This window comes from Mycobacterium sp. SMC-11 (genome assembly GCF_046250095.1).
GTDB lineage: Bacteria > Actinomycetota > Actinomycetes > Mycobacteriales > Mycobacteriaceae > Mycobacterium > Mycobacterium heraklionense_A.
Genome location: NZ_CP176430.1, coordinates 164059 through 187725 on the forward strand (window position 1 = coordinate 164059; position 23667 = coordinate 187725).

Here is a 23667-nt window from a genome sequence, read left to right on the forward strand (position 1 = left end):
GTAGCGCCCGGCGTCAGACGACGTCGGGCGCCTCGCGGGTCTGCAGCTTGACGAAGCGGTCGGACAATCGGCGCATCCGGATCATCAGCGAGGCCGGCGGGCTGACCGTGCCACTGAGGTATTCGCCGAGTGTGTCGGCGGGAACCCCGACCCGTGAGGCGAACTCGTGCTGGCTCAGCCCCGACCGCTCGATCAGCACCCGCATGTGACGCGCGACCTCCGCGCGCTCGTTGGCCTCCAGGTGGGCCCGGGTACGGGCCAGGACCTCCGACAGGGCTTTGGCGATACCGAAGGATTCGGTGCCCTCCAGCACCTCTTCGACCTGGCGCGCGGTGCGGCCGTAGGGATCGCGCTTGAGTGCCACCACGATCAGCTGCCAGGTGGAGATGTCGCCGGTCTGCAGCGCAGCGCGGATGGCCGACGTGGGCCAGAACTCGACCGGCCGGTCGGTGTCGCCGGACGGCTGCCGGGGCAGCGGCCCACGGCGTCGGTCCGCGGCCAACGTCACCTCGCCTCCTCCAGCATCGCCACGGCAACTGCCAGGCAGCGCCCTTGGACGTGTTCCCAATCCGTACTCGCCCCAAGCGCATCGTCGCCGGAGGTGTAGTCGCCGCGTGCGGTGGGCTCCGGATCGGCGAGTCGACATACCAGCTGGGTGGCCATCCAGTGTCCGTCGGCTGGTTGACCAGAGTAGTACGCGTCAATTCCGCGGAGGGCCCCAGCAACGGTTTTCGGGCCCAGCGCATCGGCGAGCTCAGCCAGCCCGGCGTAGTCGCGCGGGCTGTTGCGGGCCAGCACCAGGTAGCCCGCCAGGCGCAGCGTTTCGGCGCCGGTGGGGATCTGTAGCCGGTCTCCGGTGGGTAGTTGGACGGCGGCGGCCTCCATCGGACGGCACCGGGTCAACGCCGGGACATCGAGCCCGATCTCGCCGGCCGCCCATGACTCGGTTTCCAGCGCGTCGAGGGCGATGGCGAGCCGACGGCGCCACACGGTGACCGGGTGAACCGGACGGATGGTGCGGGGTTGCGCCCGGACGGTACCGGTACGCGACTGCCAGCCGCCGGTCAGCCGGGCCAGCGCATGGCTGACCATGGTGCCGCCGGAGGGAGCCGGCCCGGTAGCGACCGGCACCGCTTGGATCTTGCTGGTGGCCATTTCGGCAACGCCGCAGCCGCGCAGTGCCAGTGGGTCGCTGACACAGACGGCGTCGGGAACCAGACCTTTGAGCCGGGCCGCCGACTTGACCACAACACGAAGGTCGGCGCTGGGGGTGATCAGGGTCGAGATGTCATCGGGTATCACCACGACGTCGCCCAAATCCACTGTGGGTAGCGGCTTTTCGAAGTCGACCGACGGCAGGATCCGGGCCAGCCAGCGTGGCAGCCACCAGTTCCACTCGGCGAACATCGCCATCAGTGCCGGAACCAGCACCAACCGCACCACGGTGGCGTCGACCGCGATCGCCACCGCGCAGGCCACCCCCAGCTCGGCGACCAGCGGCATCCCGGCAAACGCGAAGCCGATGAAGACCGCGATCATGATCAGGGCGGCGCTGGTGATGGTGCGTGCGCTGGTGCTGACCCCGTAGGCGACGGCGTCGTGAGTGTTGCCGGTCTGCAGGAAACGCTCGCGGATGCGGGTCAGCAGGAAGATCTCGTAGTCCATCGACAAGCCGAACGTCATCGCCAGCACGAGTGGCGGGATGAACGTGTCGATGGACCCGGTCGATGCGAAGCCGAACCGTTCCAGCCAGCCCCACTGGAACACCGCGACCAGGCTTCCGTACGCGGCAGCCACCGACAGGACCGTCATCACGACGCCCTTGACCGCCAGCAACACCGACTGAATCGAGACCAGCAGCATCAGGAAGGCGATCAACGCCACGAACACGAACACCATCGGTTCGGCCGCTGCGACCCGGTCGTCGAAGTCCTTGATCAACGCGGTCGGTCCACCGACATCCACCTGCACTGCCGGCGAGCCGGCCGCTTCCGGCAGGTGTTCGCGCATCCAGTCGACGGTTGTCCGCGCGGCCATGTCCTCGGGATCGACGGACAACACCGCAGACAGCAGGCCGCTGCTGTTGTCGTTGCCGAAGACCGGCGGGGACACCGAGGCGATGTTGGGGGCCTGCGACATCTCCTGGCGGATCGCCGCAAACGTCTCGGCGTGGGCCGGCGCCGACGCATTCGCGCCGGGGATGGTCACCAACACCCGGACCGGTCCCAGCGCCCCCGGACCCAGGGCTTGGGCCGCCGCGGCCACCCCGCCCCGGATCTCGTGGGAGGAATCGAACTGGCGAAGCATGCTGTTGCCCAGCGACAGCGACAGCGCCGGCGCCGCGAGCGCCAGCAGGAATCCCGCAGCCACCAACGCCGAGGCCCAGGGGCGCCGCATCACCGAAGCCGTCCAGCTGGTCCAGAACCGTGACTGGACGGTCTGGGGGCTGCGCGCCCAATGCAGCAGCGCCGACCGCTTGGCTACTGCTCGGCCGAACAAGGCCAGCACCACCGGGGTCAGGCTGACCGACGCCAGCACCGCCACCGAGACAGCCAGGATCGCTCCGGTCGCCATCGACACCAGCACCGGCGTGTTGATGAGATAGATCCCGGTCAGGGAGGCCACCACGGTGAGACCCGACAGCACCACCGCCAGCCCCGACGTCGCCATCGCCGCGTCGACGGCCTCCTGCGGTTGGCGGCCGGCCCGCAGTTCCTCGCGGTAGCGCATCAGAATGAAAAGCGAGTAGTCGATCGCCAAAGCGATCCCGAACATCGACACCGTCGACGTGACGAACACCGACATCGTGGTGAACAGCGACAGCAGATAGACCAGGCCCATGGTGACGATCACCGTGCCGATCCCCAACGCCAGCGGGATTGCGGCGGCCGCCAATGAGCCGAACACGGCCAGCAACACGACCAGCACGATCGGCAGATTCCATCGCTCGGCTGCTCCGATGTCCTGCTTGGTCTTCGCCGACGCTGCGGCGCCGAGCGCGCCCTGCCCGATCACGTAGAGGTTCACCGAACCGTTTTCGACCCGGCCGGGATGTTCACCTTCCACGCCCAGCCTGGTGCGCAGCTTCTTGGCGACGTCGACCGCGCCGGTGTTGTTGAAGTCCACTCGCAGGGACACCACGTACGGCCGGTCGGGCCGCGGCGGCGGCTGCGTCGTATCCGGTAGCACGGTCACGCTGGGAACTTCGCCGGCGGCCCGCTGGAGCAGCGCGACGGCGTCTTTCATGTCTCGGTAGGTGGCGTCGGCGCGGGGTGCGGCCACCAAGGCCAGCGGTGAGGCGCCCTCGTCGGGAAAATGGTCTTCGAGCTGGTACTGCACATGCAACGACTGCGATCCCTGGACCTCGAAGCCTCCACCGGTGAGGTGGCCGGACTGAGTGGCGGCCAGGTAGAGCGAGGGAATCACAGCAAGTAACCACCCTGTGAAGACCACCCAGCGGAATCTGCGCAGGTTGCTGCTGAAGCGCATCATGAACTGCTGGATTTCGTCTCTCCCCGCTCTCGCCCGCACTGGTGCGTCGCGTGCTGCGAGCCTACCGCAGCAACCAATTGTGCTGGCCGTTTCTGTCGCCTCTGAGCTGCTCCGATGCCGTCCGGGAACCACACTGTGACCAGGCTGACCTGTGCTCGGGTGGCGGCATCAAGTGGTTACTGTCAGGATGGGCGAAAGGCCGTCTTTCGATCTGCCGTTGCTGCCGGGGGGCATCGCGCGCACACCAGACCATCGTCGAACCGTCGTCCGCAATGTGGCGGGACTCGTCGGGGCCGATCGGAGATCTCGCCAGTCGTGAGGAGAATTCGTGAACATCACCCGCGCCACCGTGCGTCGCAGTCTGTCGGGCAAGGGCGTCCTTGTGGGCGTGCCTGTCCTTCTAGGCGGGGCCGTCTCGGCCGCGCTGCTGGTCACCCCGTCGGCGCCCTCGGCGACCGCCGCAAAAGACCCGTGCGTGGCCAGCGAGATCGCCCGGACCGTGGGCAAGGTCGTCACCTCGACCGGTGACTACCTGGACTCGCACCCGGACACCAACCAGGTGATGACCGGCGCGCTGCAGCAGCAGCCCGGTCCGCAGACGCTGGCAAACCTGAAGGCGCACTTCGACGCCAACCCGAAGGTCGGCGACGACCTGGCCAAGATCACCGCGCCGGTTCAGGAGGTGACTGACCAGTGCAAGCTGGCGGTCAGCCTGCCGCAGGTGCTCGGGCTGCTGCAGGCCGTGCAGGCTCAGGGCGGCCTGCCGGGTGGCGGCCTGCCTGGCGGCCTGCCCGTAGGCGGCCTGCCGGTGACCGGCCTACCGGTGAGCGGACCTCCGGCCGGTGCGGTGACCCAACCGATCGCGGTTCGCTGAGGACCGGGGCGTACTCGTCGGTGTCGTGGTCGGCCGCGTTGTCGGTGCGGAAGACGAAGAAGAACACCACCCAGCCGGCGGCTGAGATCAGCACCCAGCTGATCAGCCGGTAGATCAACACGGCAGAGATGGCGTCTGGCAGCGTCAGCCCGCTCGACACCAGGCCAGGCACCAACACGGCCTCCACCACCAACAGGCCACCGGGGATCAGGGGAATCGTCCCCGCCGCGCGGGCCGCGGCGTAGGCCACCGTCAAACCGGCGACCGATGCCCGCCCACCGGTGGCATAGGCGGCGCACGCCAGGCAGGCGACGTCGGCGACCCAGTTGAACAGCGACCAGCCGAAAGCCGTCGACAGGTCCCGCCGGCCCAGGCTCACCGACTCCAATTGGCTCAGCAGCCGACGCCAGGTCGCCAGCCCGGCGTCCACGGGCCGGGCGCGCATCGAGTTGAACCAGGACAGCACGCGAACGCCGATCCCGTCGATCAACTCCGGTCGCGTGGCGACCGCCTGCGCCAGCAGCAGCAGCGCGATGAACCCGCCGAGGGTGAACAACAGTGAGAACGGGTTGCTGCGCGCCCCGAGGAGGAACGCACCGCCGAGGCCCAGCACGGCCAGCCCGACCGCCTGCAGTACCCCCGACATCACCAGCTGCCATGACGCCACCACCGGAGTCGCACCCCAACGGCGTTGCTGCCGGTACAAGAAGGTCGCCGACAGCACCGGGCCGCCGGGCAGGGTGGTGGACAGCGAGTTGGCGGCGTAGAAGGCGCCCTCGGACTGCCTCTGCGACACGTGCACACCGGCCGAGCCCAGCAGCGTCCGCTGGATCTGCGCGAAGCTGTGCATTGATGCCGCCGCGGCCACTACCGCTCCGAGGAGCCAGCGGGCGTCGGCGCGGCCGAGACTGCGCCACGCGGCGGAAACCTGGTCCCACACCAGCACGAGTTCGACCGTGAGCACGACCGCGATCAGACCCACCAGGACTGGGCGCACCCACCGGGATTTGCCGCCGGGGCGCTGTGAAGACGAAGGTTCTTGCCCGCCGACGCCATGAACGACGACGTCGGGATCGACGCGGTCGGGCGAAACGGAGGCGTGGGGCACGAATTTAAAGGTTAGCCGCGGTACGTCGATATTCGGCTACCTGATGTGCACCCGCTGCGGCATCGTTACGCTACCGGAATGTCAGCCAGCGCAGACGAATCCGTACATCCGACGGTGCGAAAGGCAGCCGCGTGGGCCTGGCGCTTGCTGGTGCTGTTTGCCGCGGCACTGCTGGTGCTGCTGATCATGCGGCGCCTCGAAGTGATCGTCGTCCCGGTCGCCATCGCAATGATGATGTCGGCGCTGCTGCTGCCTGGCGTGGACTGGCTGTCCCGGCACGGGGTGCACCGGGGACTTGCGGTGTTCCTGCTGCTGCTGAGCGGTCTGGCCGTGCTTGCTGCGTTGCTGAGCTTTGTCGTCGACCAGTTCATCGACGGGGTGCCCGAACTGGTAGAGCAGGTCACCCAGGTGATCAATTCGACCCAGCACTGGTTGGTCGAAGGTCCGCTACATCTGAGCCGTGAACAGATCGACAGCGCCGGCGACAGCGTGGTCAACGGTCTGCGCAACAACCAGGCCAAACTGACCAGCGGTGCGCTGTCGACGGCCGAGACCATCACCAAGATCTTCACCGGCGCCTTCGTGGTGCTGTTCACGCTGATCTTCTTCCTCTACGGCGGTCGCGACATCTGGCGGTTCACGGTGAAGTTCTTCCCGAGCCAGGTGCGCGCCACCGTGCATGCAGCCGGCGTCGCGGGATTCGAATCACTGATCGGCTATGTGCGGGCCACGTTCCTGGTGGCGCTGGTCGACGCCCTCGGTATCGGCATCGGCCTGGCCGTCATGGCGGTGCCTTTGGCGCTGCCGCTGGCCTCGTTGGTGTTCCTGGGGGCCTTCATCCCGCTGGTCGGTGCGGTGCTCACCGGATTGCTGGCCGTACTGGTCGCCCTGATCGCCAAGGGGTGGATCTACGCCCTGGTCACCCTGGGGCTGATCATCGCCGTCAACCAACTAGAAGCCCATGTACTGCAGCCGCTGGTCATGGGGCGTGCCGTCTCGATCCATCCGCTGGCGGTGGTGTTGGGCATCTCCACCGGCGGCATCCTGGCCGGCATCGTCGGTGCGCTGCTCGCCGTCCCGACAATCGCCTTCATCGACCGGGCGGTGCGGGTTCTGGTCGGAGCCTCGGATTCGGGCACGCCAGCCGATGCGGATGCCTTAGAAGACGTGGCAGCCGTGGCTGCCGATACGCCCGGCCCAGAAGCCGGCGACGTCAGTACCGACCCTCCCGACGCAGCAGTTCAGCAGCGCTGAGACCGCCGGCGGCGCCGCGCCGCTGGGGGCTCTGCGGGTTGTCTGCCGCATCGTCGCCGGGCTGATCGCCCACCGCGGTGAATTTCTCGGTGGCCGGGTTTTCGGGGTCCGTTGAGGAGCCCTGAGCCGGGATCGCCGTCGTGGGAGCGTTCTCGGTGTTGTCTCCGCCGGTAGGTTTGGGCAGCGACCGGGTTCGCTCGTCGGAGGCCTCCGGCTCAGTACCGCGTCGGGCCTGCGACGTGTCACGGCCGCCGCGCAGTTCACCCAGCCACGACTCGATTTCGCGTTCCTCACCCGGTCCCGCGGATTCCTTGGCGGGGGACGCCACCCGCTCGGTCGCCGGGTCGGCTGCCGAGAAGCGGGTGGTAGGCGGCTCGGCCGGGCCGGTGTTGATCCGGTTGGTCCGGGCGTTGGATGGATTGCCGCTCACCGGCCGGGTCGGAAGCTGTTCTGCGGGACGCCGTGCCGGGGCAGCGCGGCCCGGGGCGGGATGAGTGGGGTCGTGCGTCGGCCGCGGGGCGGGCGCACCGGCCGGGGCCGGCGCGACGGTTGCCGTCGCAGGTCGGCGGGTCACCCGGCGCCGCTCGTCGGGCAGCCGGATTTCGCCCAGACCGATCCGGTTCTGCAGGCGCTTCATCCAGCGGGGCGCCCACCAGCAGTCGTCGCCGAGCAGCTTCATCACCGCCGGCACCAGGAACATCCGGATCACGGTGGCATCCAGCAACAGTGCCGCCATCAGGCCGAACGCCAGGTACTTCATCATCACCAGGTCGGAGAACACGAACGACGCGGCAACCACCGCGAGGATCAATGCGGCCGCGGTGATCAGCCGGCCGGTGGTAGCCGTGCCGATCCGGATCGCCTCGGTGGTCGACATCCCGGATTCTCGTGCCTCCACCATCCGGGAGACCAGGAACACCTCGTAGTCGGTGGCCAGACCCCAGCCCACCGCAACGACCAGCGCAATCACCACCACCATCAGTGGCGTCGGGGTGAAGTTCAGCAGCCCGGCGCCGTGCCCGTCGACGAACATCCAGGTCAAAATGCCCATCGTCGACCCGATGGTCAACGCGCTCATCACCGCCGCCTTCAACGGCAGCACCAGGGAACCGAACGCCAAGAACATCAGCAGCGTGGTGGTGATCAGCAAGAGCGCCAACATCAGCGGTCCCTTGTCGACCATCGCGTGGATACTGTCCTGCTCGAGCGCGGGTGTCCCGCCGACCAGCACGTCCAGGCCCTTGGGTGTGCTCAGGGCGCGCAGGGCCTTGATCTTCTGCGCGGCGTCGTTGCGGTTGACCAGGCCGTTCTCGATCACCCGGACGGAGGTGGCCTTGGAGGCCCCGGGAAGGTAGGGGCGCTCTTTCCACATCTCGGCGGGATCATCATCGGGAACGACGAATCCGCTGATCGCCATCGCGCGGTTGCGGATATCGGCAACCTGCTGGTCGGTGACCGGTTTGTCGGTATCGCTCGTGATCACCAGGGTCAGCTTCTCGGTACGGAAGCCGGGGAAGATCTCGTCGAAGTGCTCTTGGGCCACTCGGGCGGTGTTGTCGGGCGGCAGATACTTCTCGCTCATCCCGCCGAACGACAGCTTGCCCAGCGGGATGATCAACAGGATCATCGCGACCACGATCGGGATCGCGAAGGCCAGCGGGCGCTGCATCACATAGTTGACCAGCTTGCCCCAGAACCCGGCCTCGACTTCTTCGCGGGTCTTGGTCTTCTGGGTCTTCTCGGCGAACCAGCCGATGATGCGGTTGGAGAAGTCCCATTCCCGCAGGAACGGAATGCGGTACAGGGTGCGGACCCCGAGTGCGTCGACATTGGTGCCCAGCACACCCAGAATGGCGGGCAGCAGCGTGATCGACAAGATTGCGGCCAGTCCCACCGAGGCGAAGAACGCGTAGGTCAGCGAGTGCACGAAGCCCTGCGGCAAGACCAGCAGGCTGGCGCACGAGACGATGATCAGCACCGCAGAGAACACCACGGTGCGCCCGGCCGTCATCACCGAGCGCCGTACCGCCGCCTCGGTGTCATAGCCCTCGGCGATCTCTTCTCGGAATCGGCTCACCACGAACAGGCCGTAGTCGATCGCGATACCCAGGCCGATCAGCGAGACCACCGGTTGGGCGAAGAAGTGCACCGGCCCGAAATGGGTGGTGAGCTGCAGGATTCCCGTCGCCCCGGCGATGCTCAATCCACCGACAATGACTGGCAGGCTGGCGGCGATCACCCCGCCGAACACGAAGAACAGCACCACCGCCACCAACGGCAGCGCCAGCACCTCCATACGCTGTTGGTCGCTGGCGATAGTTCCGGTCAGGGCGTTGGCGATCGGTTGCAGGCCGCCGAGTTCGGCCTTGCCGCCGTCGAGCTTCTGCAGATCCGGCTCGACAGCCTGGTAATTCTTGAGGATGGTGTCGTCGTCGTCGCCCTTGAGCTGGATCGACGCGAACGCATGCTTCTTGCTTGGGTCCGCCATGTTGGCCAGGGCTTCGGGATTCGTGAAGTAGCCGACCCAGCTCATGATCTGATCGGGGTGGTCGTTCTTGACCTTGTTCAGCCCGTTCTTGACCGCGTCGAACCATTCCGGGTCGTCGACCGTCTCGCCCTTGGGCGCGGTGAAGACCGCCACCACATGGCTGGTGCGGTCTCGGCCGTAGACCTCGTCGCCGACGATCGACGCCTGCACCGACTGGCTGCCGTCGTCGTAAAACCCGCTCTGGGTGACATGATCGCCCAGGCTCATTCCATACACGCCGCCACCCAGGCAGAGCGCCACCATCACGCCGATTACGATGAACCGGTAGCGGTATACAGTTCGACCCCACCAGGCGAACACCTATACGCTCCTTACTAAGGTCTGTGGAGACATCTTCGGACCCGCGCGTCCCTGAATTCAGGCTCTCCAGTTGTCACTCTCGCGAGGTCAGCAGCGAACTCAGCGGCCGGAACGGCTGGAGCCACGCCCCCTGTTCTGGCAGTGAATCAAGGCTGATCCGCGGCAGCCGTTCCCGGAACACACCAGGGATGTCCTCCAGGTCGACGAACTCCAAGGTATCCGAGGCTAGCGCCCAGCTCGCATGTTCGCGAAATCCGAGCACCGAGGCGGCGATACCGAGGCCGCAGAGTTCTTCCAGCGGTTCCCGGAATGCCTGACCGTCGGCGGAGGCGACCGCCACCGCCACCAGTCCCTGCTCTTTCCGCAGCGCGATGTGTTCGAGCATGTCGGAATCGACATCACTGTCCTCATCGATCTTCGGCTTGGCAAAGACCGCAAAACCCACGTTACGCAACGCCTCGACCCAGGGTCGGACGACGTCGGCGCTGCCGGGGGCGATGTTGGTGAACACCGTCGCTTCGGGCTCCACCCTGACCTGCGGGTGCAACGCGGCCACCTCGGCAGTGCGGTTGAGCAGCCAGCGGCCCAGTGCGTCGAAACGGGGCCGCTCCACGCCGGTCGGACGACGGCCCAGGATCGCGCCCAGACCCATGTCCAGATTCGGGGCGTCCCACACCAGCAACACCCGTTGCGTCGGTGGTCCTTCGACGGTCGGGTCGGTCCCGGTGGGCTCAGCGTCCATTCCGACTTTCAGGTCGGGGCTGGTCATCAGACCCGCACCCAGACGAACTCGTTGATCACGCTGCCCGCAGTGCGGCCCTTCGCCTCGTACTTGGTGGTGGGGCGGGCGACCGAGATCGGCAGGGTGGCGTCCCCGAAAGGGTTGGCTACCCGGCGCAGGCCCGGTTCGCCGTCGCCGGATTCGGCGATCTGCACCGCGTAGTCGGCATGGTCGGTGGCCGCGTGCAGGATCCCGCCCGGTTGCAGCCGATCGGCGATCAGCGCCATGGTGGCCGGCTGCAACAGCCGCCGCTTGTGGTGCCGGGCCTTGGGCCAGGGGTCGGGGAAGAAGACGCGCACTCCGATCAGCGATGACGGGGCGATCAGGTACTCCAGCACGTCGAGGCCGTCGCCGCGCAGCAACCGGATATTGCTCAGCTGTTCGCGATCGATCGCGCACAACAGTTGCGCCAGCCCGCGCTCGTAGATTTCGACGGCGATGACGTCGAGGTCCGGTTCGGCCTGTGCCATCGCCACCGTGGAGGTACCGGCTCCGCAGCCGATCTCGAGCACCAGCGGTGCGTCGCGGCCGAACCAGCGCTGCGGGTCCAGGGGCTCGGGGCGGTCGGGACCGTCCGGCGGGAGGGCCTCGGCGCCCAGGTCGGGCCAGAGTCGCTCCCAGGTCTGGCGCTGACCGTCCGACAGTGCGGAGTGCCGGTAGCGGACGCTGAAGTTGCGGAAACGGCGTGGAGCGGGGGTGTCGACGCCAGGGACGTCCGGTGCTGACTCGACGTCGCGCTGAGCATGCATGCAGTCCATGGTGGCCCATGGACGCCTCTGTACCCACTTCGCGGTCCACATTGATACCCAACAGTTGCCTACGGTGGGCCCCTGGGCGGCATAGGCACGGGGTGAGTCGCGTCGCGGCGGAGCAGCTGACACCATGGGCCCCCGGGGCCGAGCGCGCAGGGAGGCAGGGCCGTGACACAGGGGCACCAGCTCTTCGCTGACGAGCTGACCGCGCTGGCCACGCAGAACTCCGACCCGCGACTGGCGATGATCGCCGCAGCCATCACCGCGCCGTTGCAGGTCGCGGTGCGTGGCCGTCGCGGTGTCGGCCGGCGTACCGTTGCCGCGGCGCTGGCCGCCGCCGGGGTGCGCGTCGCCGAGCAGTCCACTGGGGCCGAAATCGCCGACTTGGCCGTTCATGTCGTCGCCGAGGTGATCAAGCCCGAGGACACCGCCGCATTGCATGCCGCGCGTCGGCGCCCGGTGCTGGTGGTGCTGAACAAGGCCGACTTGCGCGGCCACGACGGTGTTTTCGAGGTCGCGGGCGCGACCCGAGGGCCGGTCGAACCGATGTCGGCGTTGTTCGCGCTGGCCGCGCTCGGTGGTGGGCTGAACGAGGAACTGTGGGAGGCACTGGGCCGCCTGGCCACGCGGCCCGCCGAGTTGCGCTGCGCCGAACAGTTCGTGAGCGATCCGCACCCGGTGTCGCGCCAGACCCGCGAACGGCTGTGCGCCACCGTCGACCTCTCCGGGGTCGCGGCACTGCTTGACCTGGCCGGGAGTGGCGGCACCGTGGCACAGGCCCGCGCCCGGATGCGCCGGCTCAGCGGTGTCGATCGTGTCGTCGCCCGACTGAAGATAATGGGCGCCGCCGTCTACCACCGGAGGATGTCGGAGGCGGTGGTTCGGTTGGAGGCGATGGCAGTCGGGGACGGCCGCATCGACGAGTTTCTGAACCGCGACGCGACGATCGCCGCCCGGCTGACCGCGGCGGCGGCCGCGATCGACGTACCGGACGAACCGGTGCTGGCACGGGCCCGCCGCTGGCAGGCGCACCGCAGCGCGCCGGTCAACGCGGCCCAGCGGTCCTGTGCCGTCGACATGGCCAGGGGATCGCTGCGGGTCTGGGCGTCGACGCGGGACCGCCTATGACCGCACCGGGTGCAGATTCAGCCGATCCGGACCCCACCACCGGGGTCGACGCCCTCGTCGCTGAGGTCGCACCCGAAGTGCGTCCGCCGGCGGTGCGGCGCTGCGACGTGGTGGTGGTGACCGGCCCCTGGCTGGCGGGGGTCAGTGCAATGACTCAAGCCCTGGCCGACCGGATGCCGCAATGGCTGGTGATGGAAGCCACCGAACTAGCACCGGGGGAGGTGCCGCTGGCGGTGGTGTTCGTGGTGTCGGCAGCCGCCGCACTGACGGAGTCGGACTGTGCGCTGCTCGATGCCGTGGCCGGACACACCGATGTGGTGATCGGCGTGGTCTCCAAGGTCGACGTCCACCGGCAGTGGCGCGAGATGCTGGCGGTAGCCCGCGAAACCCTTACCGGCCACGCGCCGCGCTATCGGGACGTGGCATGGGTGGGGGCAGCAGCGGCACCCGAACGCGGCGACCCGCGGATCGACGACCTGATCGCGGAACTGACCCGACAGCTCGAGGAAGGCGACGCCCCGCGGCGTAACCGGCTGCGCTCCTGGGAGTTCCAGTTGCGCACCGACGCCGATCGCATCGACCGCGACGCCCGCGCGGAGGGGCGTCGCGCTCGAGTGACGCAACTGCAGGAGCAGCGGGACGAGGTGGTGCGGCAGCGGCGTATGTCGAAATCGGAGCGCGTGATCGCGCTGCGCAGCCGTATCGCCCAGGCCCGCGTGCAACTGTCCTACTTCGCCAGCAAGCGGTGCGCCTCGGTACGCAGCGAGTTGGGCGAAGACGCGGCGGGCATGACGCGGCGCCGGTGGGCTGAATTCGAGTCCTATGTCCACGACCGGCTGGCTGAAGTGGTGGCGGAGGTCGATCAGGGGGTCACCGACCATTTGGCCGACGTCGCCCAGGAACTGGGGCTGGCCGCCCACGAACCGTCGGCCGGGTCGGCGGTGCCCCTGCCGCAGGTTGATCCTGGCAAGCCGCCGTTGGAGTCCCGACGATTGGAGACTCAGTTGATGGCGGTGCTGGGGATCGGGTTCGGGCTGGGCGTGGCGTTGACCTTGAGCCGGGTCTTCGCCCACCTCGCGCCGGGACTTGCCGCGGTGGGTGCGGCCGGATGCGCCATCGCCGGGGTGGTGGCCACGGTGTGGGTGGTCAGGATTCGGGGGCTGTTGCGCGACCGGGTGGTGCTCGATCGGTGGGTGGGGCAGGCCACCAGCGCAGTGCGGTCCTCGGTCCAGGAGCTGGTGGCCCTGCGGGTGGTGGCCGCCGAGTCGGTGCTCACCGCCGAGCTCGCAGGACACAACGAGACCGAGGCCGCGCGCGTCGCCGACCGGGTTGCCGCATTGGACCGGGAACTGCGTGAGCATGCGGCCGCCACGGCACGCGCTGCCGCGGTACGTGATCGTAGGCTGCCGGGGTTGCGGCGGGCGCTGGACAATGTGCGCGCTGAGCTGGGTGAATCAGGCCCGGTAGACGCCGTGATACCGGGCGACAGATAGCTCGAGTTGCGATTGTTTCGATCCGTGTAGCTATTGACGGTAATCTCTTATTTAATGACGGTATAAGAGGTGACAGCGGCGCGCAGCTGCGGCAACGCCACCGAGTGACACAGGTTACACAGGAGAGCTCAATGACCTCAGCGACCATTCCCGGTCTGGACACCGCCCCGACAAAGCATGGCGAGTTGTTGGCCTGGGTGCGGGAGGTCGCGGAGCTCACCCAGCCCGACCGGGTGGAATGGTCCGACGGTTCCGAGGAGGAGTGGAACCGGCTGATGGCCCTGCTGGTGGAGTCCGGCGCGGCGGTCAAGCTCGACGACAAGAAGAAGCCCAACTCCTACCTGGCGCTCTCCGACCCGGCCGACGTCGCGCGGGTTGAGTCGCGCACCTTCATCTGTAGCCGCACCCAGGAAGGTGCCGGCCCCACCAACAACTGGATGGACCCGGACGAGATGCGGGCCACCATGACGGAGCTGTACCGCGGTTGCATGCGCGGCCGCACCATGTACGTCATCCCGTTCTGCATGGGCCCGCTGGGCGCCGAGGACCCCAAGTTGGGCGTCGAGATCACCGACTCGCCTTACGTGGTGGCCTCGATGAAGGTGATGACCCGGATGGGCACCGCGGCGCTGGAGAAGATCGGCACCGACGGCGCCTACGTCAAGGGCCTGCACTCGGTCGGCGCCCCGCTGGCCGCCGGCGAGCAGGACGTGCCGTGGCCGTGCAACTCCGAGAAGTACATCACCCACTTCCCGGAGACCCGTGAGATCTGGAGCTACGGCTCCGGTTACGGCGGCAACGCGCTGCTGGGCAAGAAGTGCTACGCGCTGCGGATCGCGTCGGCGATGGCCCACGACGAGGGCTGGCTGGCCGAGCACATGCTGATCCTCAAGCTGATCTCGCCGGAGAACAAGGCTTACTACGTCGCGGCGGCGTTCCCCTCGGCCTGCGGCAAGACCAACCTGGCGATGATCCAGCCGACCATCCCGGGCTGGCGGGCCGAGACCCTCGGTGACGACATCGCGTGGATGCGGTTCGGCAAGGACGGCCGGCTCTACGCGGTGAACCCGGAGGCGGGCTTCTTCGGCGTGGCGCCGGGCACCAGCCGCAGCTCCAACCCGAACGCGATGATCACGTTGGAGCGCGGTAACACCGTCTACACCAACGTCGGCCACACCGACGACAACGACGTGTGGTGGGAGGGCATCGACGGGGAGACCCCGGCGCACCTCACCGACTGGAAGGGCAACGACTGGACGCCCGAGTCGGACACCCCTGCCGCGCACCCGAACTCGCGGTACTGCACCCCGATGTCGCAGTGCCCGATCCTGGCGCCGGAGTGGGACGACCCGCAGGGCGTGCCGATCTCGGCGATCCTGTTCGGCGCCCGGCGCAAGACCACGGTGCCGCTGGTGAGCCAGGCCCGCGACTGGCAGCACGGCGTCTTCATCGGCGCCACCATGGGCAGCGAGCAGACCGCCGCCGCCGAGGGCACGGTGGGCAAGGTGCGCCGCGACCCGATGGCGATGCTGCCGTTCATCGGCTACAACGCCGGGGACTACATGCAGCACTGGATCGACACCGGTAAGCACTCCGACGAGTCGAAGCTGCCGAAGGTGTTCTTCGTCAACTGGTTCCGTCGTGGCGACGACGGCCGCTTCCTGTGGCCGGGCTTCGGCGAGAACAGCCGCGTCCTGAAGTGGATCGTCGAGCGGGTCGAGGGCAATGCCGGCGGCCAGGAGACCCCGATCGGCACCGTGCCCAGCGCTGCCGACCTGGACCTGGACGGGCTGGACGTGACCGCCGCCGACGTGGACCAGGCGCTGATCGTTGACGCCGACGAGTGGCGCGCGGAGCTGCCGCTGATCGAGGAGTGGTTCGAGTTCATCGGTGACAAGCTGCCCACCGGCCTGCGCGACGAGTTCGAGGCACTCAAGCAGCGCCTGGGCTAGTAGCCCGTTTCGAGTACTTCGTCAGAACCGCACTCAGGGGATTCCCTGAGTGCGGTTCTGTTTTCTCCGCGTCTGACGCCCCCACTTGACAGCCGTCAAGTTTGGCCCCAGTACAGTCGGCCCATGCAGATTCGCGAACACCTCGATGCCGAGAACCCGGCCGTCATCCTGCACCCCTCGGGCACCGTCGTCACCTTCGGTGAGCTGGAAGCCCGGGCGAACCGGTTGGCGCACTTCTTCCGGGCCGCGGGCCTGGTGGAGGGCGACGTCGTCGCGATCATCATGGAGAACAACGAGCACATCCATGCCGCCATGTGGGCGGCACGGCGCAGCGGCCTGTACTACGTGCCGATCAACACGCACCTGACCGCTGCCGAAGCCGCCTACATCATCGACAACAGCAACGCCAAGGCGATCCTCGGCTCGGCCGCGCTGCGCCAGACCTGCGCCGACCTCGCCGAGGTGGGGGCACCTCCCGCTGGCGGGGGATTGCCGGCCGGCCTGCCCGGTCTGCTGCTGATCGCCGACGCCGACCTGGACGGCTGGCAGCGTTACCCGGAATGTGTTGCCGACCAACCGGATACACCCATCGACGACGAGATCGAGGGTGATCTGCTCCAGTACTCGTCGGGCACCACCGGGCGGCCCAAAGGAATCAAACGTCCGCTGCCGCACCTGCCCCCGGCCGAGGTGCCGGGCCTGATGGCGATGCTGGTCTCGGTATGGATGGGCCCGGGTTCGGTCTATCTGAGCCCCGCCCCGCTGTATCACACCGCGCCGTCGGTGTGGTCGATGCAGGTGCAGGCGGCCGGGCTGACCACCGTCGTCATGGAGAAGTTCGACGCCGAGTCCGCGCTCGAGGCTATCCAGCGCTATCACGTCACCCACGGGCAGTTCGTGCCCGCGCACTTCACCCGGATGCTGAAACTACCTGCGGAAGTGCGGGATTCCTATGACGTCTCCAGCCTCAAGCGGGTCATGCACGCCGCCGCGCCGTGCCCGGTGGAGATCAAGCAGCAGATGATCGACTGGTGGGGCCCGATCGTCGATGAGTACTACGCCTCATCGGAGGCACACGGATCCACACTGATCAGTGCCGACGAATGGCTCAAGCATCCCGGCTCGGTAGGCAAGGCGATGTTCGGTGCGGTGCACATTCTCGATGAGGACGGCAATGAGTTGCCGGCCGGGCAGGCCGGCGAGATCTACTTCGAGGGCGGCAACGCTTTCGAGTACCTCAACGATCCGGACAAGACCGCGAAATCGCGCCACGCGCAAGGTTGGACGACCGTCGGCGACGTCGGCTACCTCGACGACGAGGGCTATCTATACCTCACCGATCGGCGCCACCACATGATCATCTCCGGCGGGGTGAACATCTACCCGCAGGAAGCGGAGAACCTGTTGATCACGCACCCAAAGGTGTTGGACGCCGCAGTGTTCGGGATTCCCGATGACGAGATGGGCCAGAGCGTGAAAGCGGCTGTGCAGACCGTCGACCCGGCCGACGCCACCCCCGCGTTCGCTGCGGAACTACTCGATTGGGTACGGGACCGCTTGGCGCACTACAAATGTCCGCGATCGATTGCGTTCGAGGAGCAGTTGCCGCGCACCGACACCGGCAAGCTCTACAAGAACGAACTGGTGACCAAGTATTCGGGGTGATGCCGGCCGGCCGGGGCGCGGTTAGGACGCGACACCCGGCTGACCGGGGGCGCCTTGACTGCCGGCCTGCCCGTGGACCGTGCCCGGTCCGGCGGCGCCACCAGGGCCGCCGGCGCCGGCAGTAGACCCGTCGCCCCCATTGCCGCCTGCGCCGCCGTTACCGCCGTCACCGCCGAAGCCGACCCCGTGGCCGCCGTCGCCGCCATGGCCGCCGGTTCCACCGGTCCCGCCGGCGCCAATGGCGTTGCCGCCGTTGCCCGCCGTACCGCCGTTGCCCCCGTCGCTGCCGCTGGTTCCGACTATCACCGGGGTGGCGCCGCCGCCGGCCCCGCCGTCACCGCCGCGGCCGCCCCGGCTGCCGGTCCCGGTGGCCGTGCCGCCGTCGCCGCCGTGACCGCCCTGCCCGCCTCCGGCCACGTCGCCGCTGCCGCCGATTCGGCCGCCGTCACCACCGTTGCCCCCGGACCCGCCGGTTGTGCTGTTGCCGGTCGCCGCCCCACCGTGGCCACCGATGCCGCCCGCGCCTCCGCCGCCGGCCAACTGGCCGCCGTCGCCTCCCCGGCCGCCGTTTCCCCCCGATCCGGCGGTCCTACCGTCGCCCACGGCGGCGCCGCCGTTGCCGCCATCCCCGCCGGCGCCCCCGCTGCCGTACAGGTAGTTGCTGTCGCCGCCGTTACCGCCGTTGCCGGCCGAACCGCCGTCTTCGGCGCCGTCGCCACCGCGCCCGCCGTCGCCGCCGTTGCCCCACACCTCGCCGCCGTTGCCGCCGCTACCGCCGTCGGCGCCCAGGCCGCCCGCGCCGCCATCACCGCCGTTGCCGAACAGGCCGGCGCTGCCGCCGTTACCGGCAGCGACACCCTCGAGGTTCGACGACCAACCGTTGCCCCCGTCGCCGAACCACAGGCCGCCGGCACCACCGTCTGGGTGGTCCGCGGTCCCATCGGCACCATTGCAGATCACGCCGCAGCCGCCGTCGGCCAGCGGTGCGAACAGCGGGTTGACCAGGTTGTCGAACAACTGGCCGGCCGGACTGTCGAGCCAGTCCTGCATGGTCTCGTGCAGCCACTCGTAGAGACCGGCCGTACCGGACGCGTCGGCGGCCAGTGCCAGCACGTCGGCGCCGCTGGGATCTGGGCTCGCCAGGCTCCAGACGGTGGGATCTAGCCAGGCTGCGGCCGATGCGCCCGTGTCTTGGTCCGCCAACCCGAGAAGCGGACTGAGCAGATCGGCGATCCAATCGAACTCGTCCGCGTGTGTGCACGGCGCTACACCGACTGGCGCTAGGGCGAACGCGGCCAGTGCCGTCAGTGCGGGAACGCTCCGTCGCACGCGGCGACCCGGTGCGGCGGGATGCGCGTGGCGGTCCTGCGTGGCCTTACTGCGGTGAAGCGGCATTACTGAGCAACCTTCCGGGAGCGCGTCGTGCGAAGCGGGCGGTAGGTGACCGTCCGGGTCGACCTTTAGCGGCTGGTCAGGCCGTAGCTAAGCGAATGACTTGAAGTCTCTCAATGCGATCTAAACCAGCCGATTAGTATGACTTTATAGCAATTAGCCGTATGTTCAAGTGGACAACGGTCAGCTCCAACGCTACTGTCAAGCACCGTAGGGGGACGGGCACAGTTTCTGTTAAGCCCAAACAAAGTTTTAGTCAAGTTCAGAAGGGGTGGGCCAACGGTGGCACATATTCGACGCGGTAGGCAGAACACGCAATTCACAACGCGGCGGCGCGACCGTGCGATCGGGGCGGCGGCCTCGGTCGGGGCATTCTTGGCGTTCGGAATGGCGCCCCTGGCGTCCGCCCCTGCGGCACAGGCCGATGACTTCGGCCTCGACGCGTTCTGGGACATGTTCGGCGTCGGCGACGGCAACACCTCGGGATTTGACCTGTTCGACGGCTCCGCATGGGGCGTACCGGGCGCGGCCGACGGTGGCCTGTTCGACGCTGACTTTGCCCAGATGTGGCAGGACAGCTTCTACCTGCCGCTGCACGCCATGATGCAGGACTGGATCACCAGCGACTTCGGGTCGAGCGTCAACGGTGTGATCAACCAGCTCTTCGCGCCGTTTACCGACGGCTTCTGCGGCATGATCTGCAACGGCGCCGACGGAACCGAGACCAGTGTGGACGGGCAGGCCGGTGGGTTGTGGTTCGGTGACGGCGGCAACGGCTGGGCCTCAAACCTGGAGGGCATCGCCGGCGGTAACGGCGGGCACGCCGGCGGTATCGGCAACGGCGGTGACGGCGGCGCCGGCGGCCTGGGCGCCGACGGCGGCAACGGGGGCCACGGCGGCGAGATGTGGGGCAACGGCGGCGACGGTGGCGCCGGCGGTAACGGCACCGCCACGTTGGACGCGGGTAACGGCGGCAACGGTGGCTCGTCTGGTCAGGCCCAGGACTTCTTCGGTATGGGCGCGTGGGGCAACGGCGGCAACGGTGGGGCCGGCGGCGCCGGTTGGACCGGTACCAACGGCTCCGCGGGCAGCGGTTCGGGGGGCAACGGTGGTGACGGTGTGGCCGGTGGCAACGCCGGCAACGGTGGCGCCGGCGGCGCTGGTTCCTCGTACGTCGGCATCGGCGGCAACGGTGGTGCCGGCGGTGTCGGTGGCGCCGGCGGCAATGGCGGCAACGGCGCGGCCGGTGACGCTGGCACGTTCGCCAACAACGGTTCTGGCGACGGTGCCGTCGGCGGCAACGGTGGTAACGGAGCCGTCGGCGGCAAGGGCGGTGTCGGTGGCGCTGCCGGTACCGGTGGCTCTGCCAACGGCACGGTCGGTGCCAACGGTGACGGCGGGGTCGGTGGTAACGGCGGCCTCGGCGGCGACGGCGGTACCGGTGCGGCCGGGCTGGCGGTGAACGGCGTCGGCGCAAACGGCGCGGCCGGTGGCAACGGTGGCGCGGGCGGTAACGGTGGTGCCGCGGCGGCCGGCGGTGCGGCCGGTGGTGCCGGAGCCAACGTGGGCGCGGCCGGTGTCGACGGCGACGGCGGCGACGGCGGGAACGGTGGCGCCGCCTCGGCCGCGACCGACGGTCGTGACGGCGTCAACGGCTACCGCGACGGCGGCACCCCGCCCGACATCTCCGCTACCAGTGGCGGTAACGGCGCTGCCGGTGGAAACGGTGGCGCGGGCGGTAATGGCGGCGGGACGGCCGGCAATGGCGGAAACGGCGGTGTCGGCGGTGCCGGCTCTGACGGCGGCGACGGCGGTCACGGCAGTGCCTCGATCCACGGGGCGACCGACTCCGTGCATGGCCTCTACAACGCCCCCGGCAACGGTGGCTCCGGTGGTGCCGGCGGTAACGGCGGCGCGGCCGGTCAGGGTGCGGTCAACGGCAATGACGGCCTGATCGGTGACGGTGGTAGCGGCGGTAACGGTGGTAACGGTGGCGACATCGCCGATGTGACCGGACACGCATCCGTTGAGGGCCCGGGCGGTGCCGGAACCCTGGGGCCGCAGGGCTCTGCGGGTGCCGGTGGCGCGGGTGGTGCCGGTGGCTCCGGTGCCACCGGCGGTAACGGTGGCACCGGTGGTAATGGTGGTAGCGACCCGAATGCGGGCGGTGCTCACGGCGGTAACGGCGGTACCGGCGGCGCCGGTGGCGCCGGCCTGGAGAACACCGATGGCACGGGCGGTATCGGTGGCGATGGCGGTGTCGGCGGTAACGGTGGCAACGGCAGCAACATTCGTTGGGGCGACCCGAACTGGCAGACCACCTCCGGTGACTCGTCCTCGGGTCCGATCGACAACGTCCACGGTGGAGCGGGTGGCGATGGCGGCGCCGGCGGTGCCGGTGCCAACACGGGTGGTACCGGCGGCAATGGTGGCAACGGTGGCGATGTCGTCACCCCGCACCTGGGCGACGATGGCCTCAACGGTGGCGCCGGCGACACCCCGGGGACCGGTAGCACCGGCGGTACCGCAGGCACCGGGGGTGCCGCGGGTACCGGTCCCGATGCGGGCGGCGCGGGCCAGGACGGCACCCCGGGCGTCGTCGTCCCGTAGTAGGACAGCCCAAGAAAAACACCCCGCACAATCGTGCGGGGTGTTTTTCGTTGCGCTTGGGCTGGTTGCCCGCGGCTAAATCCCGCCGCGGGCAACCAGTTGTGCGGCAATCACATTGCGTTGTATCTCGTTGGTGCCCTCGCCGACGATCATCAGCGGTGCGTCCCGGAAATAGCGTTCCACGTCGTATTCGGTGGAATAGCCATAGCCGCCATGGATGCGTACCGCGTTCAGCGCGATCTCCATCGCAACTTCCGACGCGAACAACTTGGCCATGCCTGCCTCCATGTCGCAGCGCTGCCCACCGTCGTAGCGTTCCGCGGCATACCTGGTCAGCTGGCGGGCGGCCGTCAACTTGGTCGCCATGTCGGCCAGATAATTGCCCACGCTTTGGTGCTTCCAGATCGGCTGGCCGAAACTCTCCCGTTGTTGGGCGTAGGCGAGTGCATCTTCGAGCGCGGCGGCCGCCACGCCCAGGGCCCGCGCCGCCACCTGGATGCGACCGGTCTCCAGTCCCTTCATCATCTGGGCGAAGCCGTTGCCGGGCGTGCCGCCAAGTACCGCAGCCGCCGGCACCTGGCAGTCGTCGAAGCTCAGCTCGCAGCTCTCCACGCCCTTGTAGCCCAGCTTCGGCAGGTCGCGTGAGATCGTCAGCCCGGAGCTGGGATTCTCCACCAACAGCACCGAAATGCCGCTGTGCCGCGGGGTGGCCTTCGGATCGGTTTTGGCCAGCAGCGCAATCAGCCCGGAGTAGCGGGCGTTGGAGATCCAAGTCTTAGATCCGTTGATCACCAGCGTCTCCGGATCGGCCGACGGCAGTGCGGACGTCGTCATGTTCTGCAGGTCGCTGCCGCCGCCCGGCTCGGTCAGCGCCATGGTGGCGCGCAGCGCTCCCGTGGCCATCGCCGGCAGGTATCGCCGCTTCTGCTCGTCGGTACCGAACAGGGTCAGCAACTTGGCCACCACGGTGTGGCCGCCCATCGCCCCGGCCAGGCTCATCCAGCCGCGGGCCAGTTCCTGTGTGACTAGTACGTAGCACGGCATTGACACCGGGGTCCCGCCGTACTGCTCGGGAACGGCCAGGCCGTAGATGCCGAGGTGCTTCATCTGTTCGATCCACGCCTCCGGGTAGGTGTTGGCGTGCTCGACGTCGCGAACCGTCGGCTTGACCTCCCGGTCGATGAACTGACGCACGGTTTCGACCAGGATCGACTCTTCGTGGTTCATCGGTTCACCGTATGTCAGGATTTTCCTGTGACCAGCGGCCCCTACTTCGACGAGCTCCAGGTCGGTCAGGTGTTTGACGCAGCTCCGGCGATGACCCTGACGGCCGGTGCGGCCGCGCTGCATCAGGCCATTCTGGGAGACCGGCTACGGCTGCCGCTCGATGCCGACCTGTCCCGGGCGGTGACCGGGGCGACGACGCCGCTGGCCCATCCCGGGCTGGTCTGCGACGTCGCGATCGGTCAGTCCACCTTGGTCACCCGGCGCGTCAAGGCCAACCTCTTCTACCGAGGCCTGGCCTTTTTTCGGTATCCCGTGATCGGCGATACCATCTTTACCCGTACGGAAGTCGTTGGACTGAAACAGAATTCAGCCAGGCCCGGGCGTGAACCCACCGGTTTGGTGGCACTGCGAATCACCACCATCGATCAGGTGGGCCGGCTGGTGCTCGACTTCTACCGCTGCGCGATGCTGCCGCTATCGCCTGATGCTTCTGATACCGGCCACAGCGATGACCTCTCGGCCGTCGGCGCCGGACTCGCGGTGCCGCCGGACGTGACTGCAGGGTGGGACGCCGCGGAGTTTCGTCAGCGGGTACCGGGTCCACACTTCGACCCGGCGATGGCCGGTACGGTCCTGACCAGCACCGGCGACGTCGTCTCCTCGGCCCCCGAGTTGGCTAGATTGACCCTCAACGTCGCTGCCACCCATCATGATTCGCGGGTCGCCGGGCAGCGGCTGGTCTACGGCGGGCACACCATCGGCCTGGCGCTGGCCCAGGCCTCTCGGCTGCTGCCCAACCTCGTCACGGTGCTGGGCTGGCAGTCCTGCGATCACACGGCGCCGGTCCACGAAGGCGACACCCTCTACAGCGAACTGCACATCGAATCCGCCCGCGACAACGTGTTGGAGTTGCGGTCGCTGGTCTACGCCGCCGGTGCCGCCGGTGAAACGGATCGCCAGGTGCTGGACTGGCGTTTCACCGCCTTGCAGTTCTGAGCGCCCCGGGCGCGTCCCTGCCGCGAGCGTGCGTGTTTGCGCACGACACGCCGCGGGGCGCCGTACATCTACGCCCGCTCGTGGCGGGGGGGGGG

General features: G+C 68.4%; 15 protein-coding genes and 1 pseudogene. 8 read left to right on the forward strand and 8 right to left on the reverse strand.

The window, feature by feature from the left end; genetic code table 11:
- Positions 1–13 precede the first annotated feature (13 nt).
- Positions 14–508 carry a helix-turn-helix domain-containing protein gene (locus ACKY0X_RS00840; RefSeq protein ID WP_409427920.1) on the reverse strand — a complete coding sequence of 165 codons (495 nt, stop codon included), beginning with the start codon at positions 506–508 and terminating at the stop codon, positions 14–16.
- Positions 505–3492 carry an MMPL family transporter gene (locus ACKY0X_RS00845; RefSeq protein WP_409427921.1) on the reverse strand — a complete coding sequence of 996 codons (2988 nt, stop codon included), beginning with the start codon at positions 3490–3492 and terminating at the stop codon, positions 505–507. Before ACKY0X_RS00845 ends, ACKY0X_RS00840 begins: the two co-directional genes overlap by 4 nt.
- A gap of 388 nt (positions 3493–3880) precedes the next feature.
- On the opposite strand from ACKY0X_RS00845, the pseudogene ACKY0X_RS00850 reads away from it, so the two are divergent.
- Positions 3881–4180 (forward strand): annotated as a pseudogene (locus tag ACKY0X_RS00850) (hemophore); the annotation flags it as partial.
- A gap of 19 nt (positions 4181–4199) precedes the next feature.
- Here ACKY0X_RS00850 and ACKY0X_RS00855 read toward each other — a convergent pair.
- The gene (locus tag ACKY0X_RS00855) at positions 4200–5363 is read right to left on the reverse strand and encodes a YbhN family protein (protein ID WP_409429762.1); all 1164 of its coding nucleotides are present in this window, start codon (positions 5361–5363) and stop codon (positions 4200–4202) included.
- 189 nt (positions 5364–5552) lie between these two features.
- Between ACKY0X_RS00855 and ACKY0X_RS00860 the strand changes: the two genes are divergently transcribed.
- Positions 5553–6728 carry an AI-2E family transporter gene (locus tag ACKY0X_RS00860; RefSeq protein WP_409427922.1) on the forward strand — a complete coding sequence of 392 codons (1176 nt, stop codon included), beginning with the start codon at positions 5553–5555 and terminating at the stop codon, positions 6726–6728.
- On the opposite strand, the gene ACKY0X_RS00865 is transcribed toward ACKY0X_RS00860, so the two are convergent.
- The 3 genes from ACKY0X_RS00865 to trmB form a co-directional block, all read right to left on the reverse strand.
- Positions 6688–9576 carry an MMPL family transporter gene (locus tag ACKY0X_RS00865; protein ID WP_409427923.1) on the reverse strand — a complete coding sequence of 963 codons (2889 nt, stop codon included), beginning with the start codon at positions 9574–9576 and terminating at the stop codon, positions 6688–6690. The genes ACKY0X_RS00860 and ACKY0X_RS00865 overlap by 41 nt on opposite strands.
- 73 nt (positions 9577–9649) lie before the next feature.
- A complete protein-coding gene (locus ACKY0X_RS00870; protein WP_409429763.1) occupies positions 9650–10318 on the reverse strand; it encodes an NYN domain-containing protein in 669 nt (222 codons plus the stop codon).
- Positions 10319–10344: 26 nt separating this feature from the next.
- Positions 10345–11106 carry a tRNA (guanosine(46)-N7)-methyltransferase TrmB gene (trmB, locus tag ACKY0X_RS00875; RefSeq protein WP_409427924.1) on the reverse strand — a complete coding sequence of 254 codons (762 nt, stop codon included), beginning with the start codon at positions 11104–11106 and terminating at the stop codon, positions 10345–10347.
- A gap of 171 nt (positions 11107–11277) precedes the next feature.
- Here trmB and ACKY0X_RS00880 point away from each other — a divergent pair, with 171 nt between their 5' ends.
- From ACKY0X_RS00880 to fadD4, 4 genes are all read left to right on the forward strand, one after another.
- Positions 11278–12237, forward strand: a complete 960-nt coding sequence (locus tag ACKY0X_RS00880) for a hypothetical protein (RefSeq protein ID WP_409427925.1) — start codon at positions 11278–11280, stop codon at positions 12235–12237.
- Positions 12234–13730, forward strand: coding sequence for a hypothetical protein (locus tag ACKY0X_RS00885; protein WP_409427926.1), 1497 nt, complete (start codon positions 12234–12236; stop codon positions 13728–13730). Before ACKY0X_RS00880 ends, ACKY0X_RS00885 begins: the two co-directional genes overlap by 4 nt.
- 131 nt (positions 13731–13861) lie before the next feature.
- On the forward strand, positions 13862–15682 hold the full coding sequence (locus ACKY0X_RS00890; protein WP_409427927.1) for a phosphoenolpyruvate carboxykinase (GTP): 1821 nt from the start codon (positions 13862–13864) through the stop codon (positions 15680–15682).
- Between the two features lie 123 nt (positions 15683–15805).
- Positions 15806–17347 (forward strand): fatty-acid--CoA ligase FadD4, encoded by a 1542-nt coding sequence (gene fadD4 / locus ACKY0X_RS00895; RefSeq protein ID WP_065042312.1) that lies wholly within the window; start codon positions 15806–15808, stop codon positions 17345–17347.
- Positions 17348–17368: 21 nt separating this feature from the next.
- Here the strand turns inward: fadD4 and ACKY0X_RS00900 are convergent, their stop codons facing one another.
- Positions 17369–18742 (reverse strand): PGRS repeat-containing protein, encoded by a 1374-nt coding sequence (locus ACKY0X_RS00900; protein WP_409427928.1) that lies wholly within the window; start codon positions 18740–18742, stop codon positions 17369–17371.
- Between the two features lie 384 nt (positions 18743–19126).
- Here ACKY0X_RS00900 and ACKY0X_RS00905 point away from each other — a divergent pair, with 384 nt between their 5' ends.
- Positions 19127–21349 carry a PGRS repeat-containing protein gene (locus ACKY0X_RS00905; protein WP_409427929.1) on the forward strand — a complete coding sequence of 741 codons (2223 nt, stop codon included), beginning with the start codon at positions 19127–19129 and terminating at the stop codon, positions 21347–21349.
- Positions 21350–21424: 75 nt separating this feature from the next.
- Here the strand turns inward: ACKY0X_RS00905 and ACKY0X_RS00910 are convergent, their stop codons facing one another.
- Positions 21425–22576 (reverse strand): acyl-CoA dehydrogenase family protein, encoded by a 1152-nt coding sequence (locus ACKY0X_RS00910; protein WP_409427930.1) that lies wholly within the window; start codon positions 22574–22576, stop codon positions 21425–21427.
- Between the two features lie 27 nt (positions 22577–22603).
- On the opposite strand from ACKY0X_RS00910, the gene ACKY0X_RS00915 reads away from it, so the two are divergent.
- Positions 22604–23572, forward strand: a complete 969-nt coding sequence (locus tag ACKY0X_RS00915; RefSeq protein ID WP_409427931.1) for a MaoC family dehydratase — start codon at positions 22604–22606, stop codon at positions 23570–23572.
- Positions 23573–23667 lie beyond the last annotated feature (95 nt).

Coding starts and splice junctions, on each gene's coding strand:
- trmB (WP_409427924.1), bottom strand. CDS start 11,106: ATGCATGCTCAGCGCGACGTCGAGTCAGCACCGGACGTCCCTGGCGTC.
- ACKY0X_RS00905 (WP_409427929.1), top strand. CDS start 19,127: ATGGCGCCCCTGGCGTCCGCCCCTGCGGCACAGGCCGATGACTTCGGC.
- ACKY0X_RS00900 (WP_409427928.1), bottom strand. CDS start 18,742: ATGCCGCTTCACCGCAGTAAGGCCACGCAGGACCGCCACGCGCATCCC.
- fadD4 (WP_065042312.1), top strand. CDS start 15,806: ATGCAGATTCGCGAACACCTCGATGCCGAGAACCCGGCCGTCATCCTG.
- ACKY0X_RS00870 (WP_409429763.1), bottom strand. CDS start 10,318: ATGGACGCTGAGCCCACCGGGACCGACCCGACCGTCGAAGGACCACCG.
- ACKY0X_RS00890 (WP_409427927.1), top strand. CDS start 13,862: ATGACCTCAGCGACCATTCCCGGTCTGGACACCGCCCCGACAAAGCAT.
- ACKY0X_RS00910 (WP_409427930.1), bottom strand. CDS start 22,576: ATGAACCACGAAGAGTCGATCCTGGTCGAAACCGTGCGTCAGTTCATC.
- ACKY0X_RS00860 (WP_409427922.1), top strand. CDS start 5,553: ATGTCAGCCAGCGCAGACGAATCCGTACATCCGACGGTGCGAAAGGCA.
- ACKY0X_RS00885 (WP_409427926.1), top strand. CDS start 12,234: ATGACCGCACCGGGTGCAGATTCAGCCGATCCGGACCCCACCACCGGG.
- ACKY0X_RS00845 (WP_409427921.1), bottom strand. CDS start 3,492: ATGATGCGCTTCAGCAGCAACCTGCGCAGATTCCGCTGGGTGGTCTTC.